Here is a 12,791-nt window from a genome sequence, read left to right as displayed (position 1 = left end):
CCGTCCCCCCGCCGGCAACAGACACCCGTACCGGCACCTGCCCCTTCCACGACACACCACCGAAGGCCCAGGCCCATGACTGACAAGACCGCGGGCGGCGACGTCCGCCTCGCAGGGATCAGCAAGCACTACGGATCCTTCACCGCCGTGCACCCGCTCGATCTCACCATCCCCCAGGGCTCCTTCTTCGCCCTGCTCGGCGCCTCGGGCTGCGGGAAGACCACCACCCTGCGCATGATCGCCGGTCTGGAGGAGCCCTCCACCGGGACCGTCAGCCTCGGCGAGCGCGAGGTCACGAACCTGCCGCCGTACAAGCGCCCGGTCAACACGGTCTTCCAGAGCTACGCGCTCTTCCCGCACCTCGACGTCACGGAGAACATCGCCTTCGGGCTGCGCCGCCGCGGCATCAAGTCCGTCAAGAAGCAGGTCGACGACATGCTGGAGCTGGTCCAGCTCGGCCAGTTCGCCCAGCGCAAGCCGCACCAGCTCTCCGGCGGCCAGCAGCAGCGCGTCGCCGTGGCCCGCGCGCTCATCAACCACCCGCAGGTGCTGCTCCTCGACGAGCCGCTCGGCGCCCTCGACCTCAAGCTGCGCCGCCAGATGCAGCTGGAGCTCAAGCGGATCCAGACCGAGGTCGGCATCACCTTCGTGCACGTCACGCACGACCAGGAGGAGGCCATGACCATGGCCGACACGGTCGCCGTGATGAACGGCGGCCGCGTCGAGCAGCTGGGCGCCCCCGCCGAGCTGTACGAGAACCCGAAGACGACCTTCGTGGCGAACTTCCTCGGCACCTCCAACCTCATCGAGGCCGAGGTCCTGGAGGCAGGCGCGGCCGACATCGTGGTCAGCTCGGCCGGCACGAAGCTCCGCGTCCCGGCCGCACGATGTTCGACCACACCCCGCACCGGCGGAAAGCTGCTGGTCGGGGTGCGCCCGGAGAAGATCTCCCTGGTCCACGCGGACGAGGAGGGCACCATCGCCGCCGGCCGCAACAAGGTCGCGGGCAAGATCGCCGACTCCTCCTTCATCGGCGTCTCCACCCAGTACGTCATCGACAGCCGGGTCTGCCCCGAGCTGGAGGTGTACGTCCAGAACATCGAGCGCGACGCCCGGCTGGTCCCCGGCGCCGACGTGATCCTGCACTGGAACCCGGACCACACCTTCGGCCTCGACGCCGCCCAGGACATCGACGCGGGCATCGAGACGGTCGAGGAGTCCGCATGACCGGCCCCGTTACCGACACAGCGCCGCCCCAGGCGCCCGCTCCGGCCGAGCCCCCGGTCCACAAGCCGTCCCTGAAGAAGCGCCTGATCCCGTACTGGCTGCTGCTCCCGGGCATCCTGTGGCTGCTCGTCTTCTTCGTGCTGCCGATGATCTACCAGGCCTCGACCTCGGTGCAGACCGGCTCCCTCGAAGAGGGCTTCAAGGTCACCTGGCACTTCCAGACGTACTGGGACGCCTTCACCGAGTACTACCCGCAGTTCCTGCGCTCCCTGCTCTACGCGGGCACCGCGACCGCGCTGTGCCTGCTGCTGGGGTACCCGCTGGCCTACCTGATCGCCTTCAAGGCGGGCCGCTGGCGCAACCTGCTGCTGGTGCTGGTCATCGCACCGTTCTTCACCAGCTTCCTGATCCGCACCCTCGCCTGGAAGACGATCCTGGCCGACGGCGGCCCGGTGGTCGGCGTCCTCAACAAGATCGGTTTCCTGGACGTCACCAGCTGGCTCGGCATGACCGAGGGCGACCGCGTCCTCGCCACGCCGCTCGCGGTCGTCTGCGGTCTGACGTACAACTTCCTGCCCTTCATGATCCTGCCGCTCTACACCTCGCTGGAGCGCATCGACACCCGCCTCCACGAGGCGGCCGGGGACCTGTACGCCCGCCCCGCCACCGTCTTCCGCAAGGTGACCTTCCCGCTGTCCATGCCGGGCGTGGTCTCCGGGACCCTGCTCACCTTCATCCCGGCGAGCGGCGACTACGTCAACGCCGAACTGCTCGGCTCCACGGACACCCGGATGATCGGCAACGTCATCCAGTCGCAGTACCTGCGGATCCTCGACTATCCGACGGCCGCCGCGCTGTCCTTCATCCTCATGGCCATCGTGCTCGTCATGGTCACCATCTACATCCGCCGAGCGGGGACGGAGGACCTGGTCTGATGAAGAGCGCCACCACCTGGCTGCGCCGCAATCTCGTCGTGATCGCGGGGCTCGGCACGCTCGCGTACATGATCCTGCCGAACGTCGTCGTCACGGTCTTCTCCTTCAACAACCCCACCGGACGGTTCAACTACGCCTGGCAGGAGTTCTCCCTCGACGCGTGGAAGGACCCGTGCGGAGTCGCCGACATGTGCGCCTCCCTCTCGCTCTCCCTCCAGATCGCCCTGTGGGCCACCATCGGCGCGACCGTACTGGGAACCGCGATCGCCTTCGCGATGGTCCGCTACCGCTTCCGGGGTCGCGCCGCGGTCAACTCGCTGATCTTCCTGCCGATGGCCATGCCCGAGATCGTGATGGCGGCCTCGCTGCTCGCCCTCTTCCTCAACATGGGCATCCAGCTGGGCTTCTGGACGATCCTGATCGCCCACGTCATGTTCTGCCTCAGCTTCGTCGTCGCCGCCGTCAAGGCCCGGGTGCTCTCCATGGACCCCCGCCTGGAGGAAGCGGCCCGCGATCTCTACGCCGGTCCCGCGCAGACCTTCCTGCGGGTCACCCTGCCGATCGCGGCCCCCGGAATCGCGGCGGGCGCGCTGCTCTCCTTCGCGCTCTCGTTCGACGACTTCATCATCACCAACTTCAACTCGGGCAACACCGTCACCTTCCCCATGTTCGTGTGGGGATCGGCCCAGCGCGGTACGCCTGTACAGATCAACGTCATCGGCACGGCGATGTTCGTCATCGCGGTCCTGGTGGTGCTGGCCGGCCAGATGGTCGGCAACCGCCGCAAGAAGGCACAGCCCAAGTGACACCCCGCAAGCAGTAAGACCCCGCAAGCAGTAACACCTCGCAAGACCTGTAGGGAGTTGGAAGACATGGCCCCAGACGCCATGCGCACCGCTGCACGATCCCTTTCCGAAGCCAAGCCGGTCTCGTACTGGCTGGACGACCCCGGCAAGCCCGCCGCCGAACCCGCCCTCACCGGCGACGAGCACTGCGACCTGCTCGTCATCGGCGGCGGCTACAGCGGCCTGTGGACCGCGCTGCTCGCCAAGGAGCGCGACCCCGCCCGGGACGTCGTACTGATCGAGGGGCACGAGGCGGGCTGGGCCGCCTCGGGCCGCAACGGCGGGTTCTGCGCCGCCTCGCTCACCCACGGCCTCGCCAACGGCATGGCCCGCTGGCCGCAGGAGCTGGCGAAGCTGGAGGAGCTGGGCGCCGCCAACCTCGACGCCATCGAGGCCGCCGTCGCCCGCTACGGCATCGACTGCGACTTCGAGCGCAGCGGCGAGATCGACGTGGCCACCGAGCCGCACCAGGTCGCCGAGCTCCGCGAGCTCCACGCGGAGGCCGGGAAGCTGGGCCTCGCGGGCGGATCCCAGTGGCTCGACCAGGACGCCCTGCGCGCCGAAGTCGACTCCCCGACCTTCCTCGGCGGGATCTGGGACCGCGACGGCGTCGCCATGCTCAACCCGGCGAAGCTCGCCTGGGGCCTGAAGCGGGCCTGCCTGGAACTGGGCGTGCGGATCTACGAGAACACGCGCGGCCTGGACCTGGCCGGCTCGGGGGCCGGGATGGCCGTGCGCACCCCGTACGGCCGGGTCTTCGCCCGCCGGGTGGCGCTGGGCACCAACATCTTCCCCTCGCTGGTCAAGCGGGTGCGCCCGCTGACCGTCCCGGTCTACGACTACGCGCTGATGACCGAGGAGCTCACCGAGGAGCAGCTGGCCTCGATCGGCTGGAAGAACCGGCAGGGCCTCGGTGACAGCGCCAACCAGTTCCACTACTTCCGGATCACCCCCGACCGGCGGATCCTGTGGGGCGGCTACGACGCCATCTACCCGTACGGCGGCAAGCTCGACGCCGAGTACGACCACCGGCCCGAGACGTACCTCAAGCTCGCCGAGCACTTCTTCACGTGCTTCCCGCAGCTGGAAGGGCTGAAGTTCAGCCACGCCTGGGGCGGGGCGATCGACACCTGCTCCCGCTTCTCGGCCTTCTTCGGCACGGCGCACGCGGGCAAGGTGGCCTACGCCGCCGGCTTCACCGGGCTGGGCGTCGGGGCCACCCGCTTCGGCGCCGACGTGATGCTGGACCTGCTGGCGGGGGAGCGCACCGAGCGCACGGAGCTGGAGATGGTCCGCTCCAAGCCGATGCCCTTCCCGCCGGAGCCCTTCGCATGGACCGGGATCACGCTGACGAAGTGGTCGCTGGCCCGGGCGGACCGGCTGGGCGGCCACCGCAACCTCTGGCTGAAGACGCTGGACCGCTTCGGTCTCGGCTTCGACAGCTGACGCGGACTGCGCCGGCCGGCCTCGCGCCGGCCGACGCCCCGGTGGTGTGCTGATCGGGTAAGAGACGTCCGCACGCCCCGGGCGCACACCACCGCGGAACGTGTGACCCGCTTCACTACCATGGAGTAACGAAACCCGCGTCATACCTGAGCCCGGCCCCGCTCTCCCTGGTGAGAACGCTTCACCTCACCAACGAGAGAGCGGAGGCCGGGCGATGGCGATCCCGGGGGACAAGACGGCAGTGGAGTGGCTGGTCTCGGTGGCACCCGATCCCGAGGCCTGCCGGTGGGAGTGGGAGCGCAACCCCCTCGGGGTCGCACTGCTGCCCGCCGGCCGCCGGTGGGACGTGCTGATCCTGCCGGGGGAGCTGGGGCACACCACCCTCGAAGTACTGGACGCGCTGCTGGACCGGCCCGGCCCGGTGCTCGCCGATTTCGGCGACTCCAGGCTGGGCTTCTTCGTGCCCCCGGGGACCGCGTCCCGCTGGATCGGGACGGGCGTACGGGGAGCGGGGCGCGGGACCTGGATCGTGGTGCCGTATCCCGGCCGGGCCACGGGCGGAGTCCGCTGGCTGGTGGTCCCGGACGGGCGGGGCACGCTCACCGATCCGGCGGTCCTGGAGCTCGCGATGCACGAGGCGGCGGCGCTCGTCGTGGGCCGGGCAGGTGGGAAGTCTTGACAACGGTATTGGTCTGGACCATCTTGGGCGCCGCTGCGCCTTCCCCCGCCGCCTCCCCACCGGCGGCCCGGCTCCATCCCCCCACGCACCGGAGGCAGTCGTGCGCCCGAACAGCCCCGCCAGAGCCGCCAGCCCTGCCAGCCCCGCCAGAGCCGTCCGCCCCTCCAGGCCTGCCGGCCCCGCCAGGTCCACCGGGAGCACCTTCAGGCGCTCCGCCCTGGCCCTCCTTACCGTCGCCGCCCTCGCGGCGGCCGGCCTCCTCGCCGCCGGGCAGCCTGCCGCGGCGGCCGACACCGACCTCATCCGCAACGGCGGGTTCGAAGCCGGGCTCGACGGCTGGAGCTGTTCGGCCGCCGGCGGAGCCACCGTCAGCACCCCCGTCCACGGCGGGAGTTCCGCCCTCAAGGGCACCCCGGCCGGGCAGGACAACGCCCGCTGCTCGCAGACCGTCACCGTCAAGCCCGACTCCGCGTACACGCTGAGCGCCTGGGTGCAGGGCGCGTACGTCTACCTCGGCGCCACCGGCACCGGGACCACGGACCCGCAGACCTGGACGCAGACCCCGGGCGCGTGGAAGCAGCTGAGCACGAGCTTCCGTACCGGCGCGGCCACCACCTCGGTGACCGTGTACACGCAGGGCTGGTACGGCCAGCCGCCGCAGTTCACCGACGACGTCACCCTCGTCGGCCCGGACCCCGGCGGCTCCGGACCCGGCCAGCCCCAGCCCCCGGCCGCCCCCACCGGCCTCACCGCGTCCGCCTCCTCCGCGACCTCCGCCGGCCTATCCTGGTCGGCCTCGGCCGGCGCCACCTCGTACAAGGTCTACCGGGACGGCGCGAACCCGGCCACCGTCACCGCCGCTTCGGCCACGGTCACCGGCCTCACCCCCGCCACGACGTACTCCTTCCAGGTCAGCGCGGTCAACGCGGCCGGGGAATCCCCGAAGAGCGCCGCCGTACCGGTGACCACGCCCGGCGGCGGCAACCCGGGCAACCCGGGCCTGCCCGCCCACGCCCTGGTCGGCTACCTGCACACCGGCTTCGCCAACGGCTCCGGCTACGTCCGGATGGCCGACGTACCCGCCTCCTGGGACGTCATCAACCTGGCCTTCGGCGAGCCCACCTCGGTGACCTCGGGCGACATCCGCTTCCAGCTCTGCCCGGTGAGCGAGTGCCCGAACGTCGAATCGGCCGCGGAGTTCAAGGCGGCCGTCAAGGCCAAGCAGGCCGCGGGCAAGAAGGTCCTGATCTCGATCGGCGGCCAGAACGGCCAGGTCCAGCTGTCCACCACGGCGGCCCGCGACACCTTCGTCTCCTCCGTCAGCAAGATCATCGACGAGTACGGGCTCAACGGCCTCGACATCGACTTCGAGGGCCACTCCCTCTCCCTGGCGACGGGCGACACCGACTTCCGCGCCCCGACCACCCCGGTGATCGTCAACCTCATATCGGCCGTGAAGACCCTCAAGGCCAAGTACGGCCCGGACTTCGTCCTGACCATGGCCCCCGAGACCTTCTTCGTCCAGCTGGGCTACCAGTACTACGGATCCGGCCCCTGGGGCGGCCAGGACCCGCGCGCCGGCGCGTACCTCCCGGTCATCCACGCCCTGCGCGACGACCTCACCCTGCTCCACGTCCAGGACTACAACTCCGGCTCGATCATGGGCCTCGACAACCAGTACCACTCCATGGGCGGCGCCGACTTCCACATCGCCATGACCGACATGCTGCTCACCGGCTTCCCGGTCGCGGGCAACACCGCCCGCGTCTTCCCGCCGCTGCGCCCGGACCAGGTCGCCATCGGTCTGCCGGCCACGACCAACGCGGGCAACGGCCACACCTCCCCGGCGGAGGTGACCAAGGCCCTGGACTGCCTGACGAAGAAGACGAACTGCGGGACCTACCAGACCCACGGCACCTGGCCCGCCCTGCGCGGCCTGATGACCTGGTCGATCAACTGGGACCGCTTCGGGGCCTGGGAGTTCTCGAAGAACTTCGACGCCTACTTCGGCGGCTGACCCGCCCAGCCCCCCCCGCCGGCACCGCCGCGGGCCGGACCGGACCCCCACGGGGCTCCGGTCCGGCCGAGGGTCCTAGTCCCCGGAGCAGCCGAAGAACGCGACGTGGGTCGGCTCGCCGCCTTCGCCCGCTTCGCCGCCTTCGCCCTCCCCGTACAGGAGGACGTACAGCCCGCTCCAGCGTGGGAACTCCTCGCCCAGCAGGCTCTGCTCGTACTCCCGGTGGCTCATCGCCCGCCCGGCCGCGGCCAGCAGCTCCTCGTACCGGGCCACCGTCGGCCGCGCCGCGCCGAAGTGGTGCAGCAGGCGATCGGCGGGCAGCGGCCGCAGCGTGCCCGCCGCCGGCCCCCCGGGCCCGGAGGCGGCCGTCGGGACGTCCAGGATCGTGTGCGTGCCCCCCGTCCCCATGAACTCGCCGTCGGCCCACAGCGCGGCCAGATCGGGGTAGTCCCCGGTCTCGCCGAACTCCTCGACGAACACCCGCTCGTGCAGGGCGTCCAGTGACGCCTGCACATCCCCCTCGTACACCGTCACGTAGTCCCAACCGCTGGCACCCATGGCGCGCCCCCGCCCTTCGTGGAGAAGAATCCCAAGATCGGCAGAATCCTAGACCCAGGGTCAGACAGGGCGTGAGGCCCACCGGTGCACGCCCAGCAGGAGCGGCGTGCACATCAGGAAGCTGGCCAGGACGTCCAGGGGCCAGTGGTAGCCGCGCAGGATCAGGCCCGCCGCCGTCAGGGCGGTGAGGGCGGCCGCGAGGGGGAGGGGCCAGCGCCGGCGGGTGTACGGGGCCACGAGCAGGGCCGCGGCCGTGTAGGCCACGTACGCGGTGGCCGTGTGGCCCGAGGGGTAGTAGCCGGTGGCCCAGGGCTCCAGCGGTCCCGGCCGGGCGGTCCATTCCTTCAGCGGGACGATCAGGGCCGGCACCAGGGCCATGGCCAGCGCCGCGGCCGCCGCGCCCCGGCGGTTGCCGCGCCGGACGGCGTAGAGGACCGCGAGGAGCAGGACGGGCACCGCGACCGGGACGTTGCCGAGATCCGAGAGGCGCTGGGTGACCGCGTCCGGGACGGTGCGCACGAGCGCGCGGCTGAGGAGGGCGTCCGGGGTCAGCAGCGGGCCCGATACGAGGACCTGCCAGGTGATCAGCGCGAAGAGCGCGGCGCAGAGCGCGGAGAGGAGAGTGGCCGGCCGCCCCGGAACAGGGGGGGTGGTTCCGGGGCGGCCGCCCGGACCGGCTTGCCGCGCGCCCCGGGGGGTTTGGGGCGGGCGGCCGTCCGATCGGTGAGGAGTGTGCGCGAACGCATGCCCAGTACGGCGCTGGGGAAGCCCGGTACTGGTATCGCCCCCGGTTTCCCCGGAGCGGGCTGTCTCACTCATCTGCAGAAACCGTACGGCAGCGGAAGGGGGACCGACAGCAGGAAAACGCTCCCGCCATGGGCCCCCCACACCTTCTTCACAGCGCCCGACCGTTACCGGCGGTAGTGATCGAGCGCTGATCGAGCATTCTGTGCGCGCGTTCTACCGAACGCGCCGCACGTTCGATCAGACCGACGCGGCGACGGTCGCGAACGCGGCCTCGATCACGTCCAGGCCCTCCTTCAGCAGGTGCTCGCCGATCACGAGCGGCGGCAGGAAGCGGAGCACGTTGCCGTACGTGCCGCAGGTGAGGACGAGCACGCCCTCGGCGTGGCAGGCCTTGGCGAGCGCACCGGCCGCCTCCGGGTTCGGGGTCTTGGACGCGGGGTCCTTGACCAGCTCGATCGCGATCATGGCGCCGCGGCCGCGGATGTCGCCGATGATCTCGTACTTCTCCTGCATGGCCGTCAGGCGGGCCTTCATGACGGACTCGATCTTCTTCGCCGCGGCGTTGAGGTCGAGCTCCTTCATGGTCTCGATGGAGCCGAGCGCACCGGCGCAGGCCACCGGGTTGCCGCCGTAGGTGCCGCCCAGGCCGCCGCCGTGCACGGAGTCCATCATCTCGGCGCGGCCGGTCACGGCGGCGAGCGGCAGGCCGCCCGCGATGCCCTTGGCGGTCGTGATGAGGTCCGGGACGATGCCCTCGTCCTCGCACGCGAACCACTGGCCGGTGCGGCAGAAGCCGGACTGGATCTCGTCGGCGACGAAGACGATGCCGTTGTCGTTGGCGAACTTCACGATCGCCGGGAGGAAGCCCTTGGCCGGCTCGATGAAGCCGCCCTCGCCGAGGACCGGCTCGATGATGATCGCGGCGACGTTCTCGGCGCCGATCTGCTTGCTGATCTGGTCGATCGCCTGGGCGGCGGCCTCGGGGCCGCAGTTCTCGGCGCCGGTCGGCCAGCGGTAGCCGTAGGCGACCGGGACGCGGTAGACCTCGGGGGCGAACGGGCCGAAGCCCTGCTTGTACGGCATGTTCTTCGAGGTCAGCGCCATCGTGAGGTTCGTACGGCCGTGGTAGCCGTGGTCGAAGACGACGACGGCCTGGCGCTTGGTGTACGAACGGGCGATCTTGACGGCGTTCTCGACGGCCTCGGCGCCGGAGTTGAACAGGGCCGACTTCTTGGCGTGGTCACCCGGGGTGAGCTCGGCGAGGGCCTCGCAGACCTCCACGTAGCCCTCGTAGGGGGTCACCATGAAACAGGTGTGGGTGAAGTCGGCGAGCTGCGCGGAGGCGCGGCGCACGACGGCCTCGGCGGAGGCGCCGACCGAGGTCACGGCGATGCCGGAGCCGAAGTCGATCATGCGGTTGCCGTCGACGTCCTCGAGGATGCCGCCGCCCGCACGGGCCGTGAAGACGGGGAGCACGGAGCCCACGCCGCCGGCCACCGTCGAAAGGCGGCGGGCCTGCAGCTCCTGCGACTTGGGGCCGGGGATCGCGGTGACGATGCGGCGCTCCTGCGGGACAGCGGTCATAGGGGGCTCCTGGGGGGGGTGTTTTCGGACGCACTTGTGTCTTTGTCCGCAGGCTAGGCCCGGGAGGCGGGGTCCTGCATGCTCCGTTCGGGAGTGGTGCCCGCGTGTCCTTGTCCTTGACGGCCATAGGAACGAATCGGCGCGTGTCTTGTGGATCATGACCAGGTACGGGCCGCGGGGCGGCGGCGGCCACTAGATTGAGCGCGCAGCACAGTGCGGTAACGGGCAGGGGGCAGGGTTTTCATGGACACCGACGGCACGCACGGCCACGGCACGTACGGCGGTCCACCCGACGTGGGGGCCGGCGGCCCGCAGATCCCCCGACCGGCCGGCCCGCCGCCCTCGCCGCCACGACCGGTCGAGGCCGTCCCTCCACCGCCCTCGTACGCGCCGGGAGCTCCTGCTCCAGTCACGGCCACGGCTTCGGCCGGATCCCCTTTCGTCACCTGGCTGGGCGTCCCGCGGCCGGAGGCGAAGCCCGGGATCTGGCGCTACGCCTACACCCTGCCCACTCCGAAGCCCGACGGCACCGACCGGTCGTTGATCACGCGGGTCGTGGTCTCGTTCCTCGTCTTCTTCGTGTGCTGGCAAGCATTCCTCGACGGGAACCTCCCTTTCCTCGGCGCTCCGCTCCACTACTTCACCCCCGACAGTTGGTGGGAGGGCGGCCTGATCAACGGCCCGGTCGACCACCGCGGCGCGGCAGCCCTGGAGTTGTACGAGCTGCTGGCCACTGTGGGCCTCTTCCTCGGCTTCGCGAAGGTCGGCGGCTGGCGAACCGCCTTCGACCGACTGATCGCCGATCGAGGCCCCTGGTACCGGGCGCTGGGCGCCGTGGCGGGAGCCCTCGTCGCGGCGCTGCTGATCCAGAGCCAGACGCTGTCGGTCTACCCGTTGGCTTTCGCGCACCTGCCGTACGCGGAGCTCGGCGACGTGGGCAGCTCGGTGATCACCTATGTCCTCTACGTGGTGATCTACGCCCCCGTCCTCCTCGTCTTCGCCCGCCTCGGAGCCTGGGCCACCTTGGTGACCGGGCTCCGGGCCCCCGCCCCGCCCACTGCTCCCACCCTCACCCCGGGGGACCCGGACGATCCGGCCGCCTGGCCGCAGCTGCGCGCCGCCGGGCTCGTGGAGTCCGCGGACCGGCTGGCCGCCGAGGCCGAAGCGGGCCGGATGAACGACGTCGACCATTCGCGCATCCGGCGGGCCTGGGAGTCCGTGACGGTCGACCCCGCACGGCGCCCCGCCTTCGTGGCGGCCGTGCGGGACAAGGGCGCCGCCGCCTGCGGCCATCCGTCGGGTGCCCGCGATCTGTCCGTCCGCGTCGCGTCGCACGACTTGAGCGTCGCGCAGGTCTGGCTGGGCCGGGTCACCGGTGCCGAGCCGAACCCTGACGAACGCCGTGGGACAGGGCTCGCCCTGGACCCCAGCGTGCTGGGCACGTCCATCCTCGCCGTCGGGCCCTCGGGTTCGGGCAAGACCGCGCTGCTCGTCAGGCCGGTCGTCGAATCGCTGGCCCTCCAGGCGCTGGCCGGGCAGGCGGCCGTGATCGCCGTGGGCGCCGCCGGAACCAGGCTCGGGCCCGCCGACGCCTACGACATCGTGGTGCGCCTGGGCGACCCGACGTCCGTCCACGATCTCGACCTCTACGGCGGTACCAGGGATCCCGACGAGGCGTCTTCCCTCCTCGCCGAAGCCCTCGTGGGCGACGTGCCGGGCCTCGACGCACGCCGGTCCGCCACGGCACTCGCCCAGCTCCTCGGCCCCTTCCGGGCCGCGTACGGTCGCTTTCCCACGGTGCCCGAGCTGCGCGCGCTGCTAGAGCAACTGCCTGCGGTTCTCGGGGCGCTGCGTCAAGAGCTGGAGGGTTCCGGACAGCAGGCCATGCTGCGCGAGCTCGATGCCCGGGCCCGTCAGCAAAACGTCCACGGCGATCCGGCACCGGTACTCGCCGACAGGGTGGCACTGCTCGACCGGCCGGCGTTCCAGGGCTTCTTCGACACCACCGGCGGCGGACGGCCCTTCTCCCTCCGAGCCCTGGAACACCCTGTGCGGGTTCGCGTCGACCTCCCCGAGCGGGGCCACCCGGACGCCTCCCGGCTGCTGGCCAGGCTGCTCCTCGCCCAGTTCAACGCCGCCGCCGCGGCCCGTGCCGACCGCTCCCTCTTCGCCTTCCTTGCCCTCGACGACGCCTCGCACACCCTCACCCCCGAGGTCGTGCGCGGCGTACAAGGGCTCCGCTCGGCCAATGCGGGAGTCCTGCTGGCGCTGCGCACACTGGACGACGTACCCGAAGCGCTGCGTACCCCGCTCCTGGGGGCGGTCGGCTGCCGGATGGCCTTCTCCGGGGTCACCACCTGGGACGGCAAGTGGTTCGCCGACGCATGGGGAACCGAGCTGGTCGAGACGCGAGACGTCACGAGCCGGACGGTCTATGCCGACCAGCCCTTCACCCGTTTCGTGCACGCCGTACGCAAGGTGATCACGGGCAAGGCGGTCACCACGGACGCGGTCACGGTCCGGAAGGTGGAGCGGGAGCGCTGGTCCGCCTCCGCCCTCGCCAACACCGTACCCCCCGGGCACGCCGTGCTCTCCCTCACCTCCGTCCGCGGGGAGCGGGCCGCACCGCTGCTGGTCAGGCTCGGGGGACAGAGCTGAGCCGAACCGTACGGGATGGCAGAATCAAGGTGAGCCGTTCATACGACACGGCGAAGTCCGCGGTGGCGGTCCACGGCGAGAATCCTGCGTCGGCA

10 protein-coding genes are annotated in these 12,791 nt (G+C 71.1%); 7 read left to right on the top strand and 3 right to left on the bottom strand.

The window, feature by feature from the left end; genetic code table 11:
- Nucleotides 1–75: 75 nt before the first annotated feature.
- From OG904_RS06580 to OG904_RS06555, 6 genes are all read left to right on the top strand, one after another.
- Nucleotides 76–1,227 carry an ABC transporter ATP-binding protein gene (locus OG904_RS06580; RefSeq protein WP_405488320.1) on the top strand — a complete coding sequence of 384 codons (1,152 nt, stop codon included), beginning with the start codon at nucleotides 76–78 and terminating at the stop codon, nucleotides 1,225–1,227.
- On the top strand, nucleotides 1,224–2,162 hold the full coding sequence (locus OG904_RS06575) for an ABC transporter permease (RefSeq protein WP_405488318.1): 939 nt from the start codon (nucleotides 1,224–1,226) through the stop codon (nucleotides 2,160–2,162). Before OG904_RS06580 ends, OG904_RS06575 begins: the two co-directional genes overlap by 4 nt.
- Entirely contained in the window at nucleotides 2,162–2,968 is an 807-nt protein-coding gene (locus OG904_RS06570) for an ABC transporter permease (RefSeq protein WP_405488316.1), read from the top strand. Before OG904_RS06575 ends, OG904_RS06570 begins: the two co-directional genes overlap by 1 nt.
- Before the next feature lie 66 nt (nucleotides 2,969–3,034).
- Entirely contained in the window at nucleotides 3,035–4,453 is a 1,419-nt protein-coding gene (locus tag OG904_RS06565; RefSeq protein WP_405488314.1) for an NAD(P)/FAD-dependent oxidoreductase, read from the top strand.
- Nucleotides 4,454–4,667: 214 nt separating this feature from the next.
- Nucleotides 4,668–5,132 carry a hypothetical protein gene (locus OG904_RS06560; protein ID WP_405488312.1) on the top strand — a complete coding sequence of 155 codons (465 nt, stop codon included), beginning with the start codon at nucleotides 4,668–4,670 and terminating at the stop codon, nucleotides 5,130–5,132.
- A gap of 217 nt (nucleotides 5,133–5,349) precedes the next feature.
- Nucleotides 5,350–7,149, top strand: coding sequence for a chitinase (locus tag OG904_RS06555; protein WP_405497813.1), 1,800 nt, complete (start codon nucleotides 5,350–5,352; stop codon nucleotides 7,147–7,149).
- A 75-nt stretch (nucleotides 7,150–7,224) separates the two neighbouring features.
- On the opposite strand, the gene OG904_RS06550 is transcribed toward OG904_RS06555, so the two are convergent.
- The 3 genes from OG904_RS06550 to gabT form a co-directional block, all read right to left on the bottom strand.
- A complete protein-coding gene (locus OG904_RS06550) occupies nucleotides 7,225–7,707 on the bottom strand; it encodes a hypothetical protein (protein WP_405488310.1) in 483 nt (160 codons plus the stop codon).
- 60 nt (nucleotides 7,708–7,767) lie between these two features.
- The gene (locus OG904_RS06545) at nucleotides 7,768–8,526 is read right to left on the bottom strand and encodes a phosphatase PAP2 family protein (RefSeq protein WP_405488308.1); all 759 of its coding nucleotides are present in this window, start codon (nucleotides 8,524–8,526) and stop codon (nucleotides 7,768–7,770) included.
- A gap of 165 nt (nucleotides 8,527–8,691) precedes the next feature.
- Complete coding sequence (gene gabT / locus OG904_RS06540) at nucleotides 8,692–10,038, bottom strand: 4-aminobutyrate--2-oxoglutarate transaminase (RefSeq protein WP_405488306.1); 1,347 nt, start codon at nucleotides 10,036–10,038, stop codon at nucleotides 8,692–8,694.
- Between the two features lie 243 nt (nucleotides 10,039–10,281).
- On the opposite strand from gabT, the gene OG904_RS06535 reads away from it, so the two are divergent.
- The gene (locus OG904_RS06535; RefSeq protein ID WP_405488304.1) at nucleotides 10,282–12,696 is read left to right on the top strand and encodes an ATP/GTP-binding protein; all 2,415 of its coding nucleotides are present in this window, start codon (nucleotides 10,282–10,284) and stop codon (nucleotides 12,694–12,696) included.
- The last annotated feature ends 95 nt before the right edge of the window (nucleotides 12,697–12,791 follow it).

The organism is Streptomyces sp. NBC_00096 (genome assembly GCF_045041305.1).
In the GTDB taxonomy this organism is placed as follows: Bacteria; Actinomycetota; Actinomycetes; order Streptomycetales; family Streptomycetaceae; genus Streptomyces.
The sequence above is the reverse complement of the archived record's forward strand: the minus strand, read 5'-3'. Positions and strand labels throughout refer to the sequence as shown.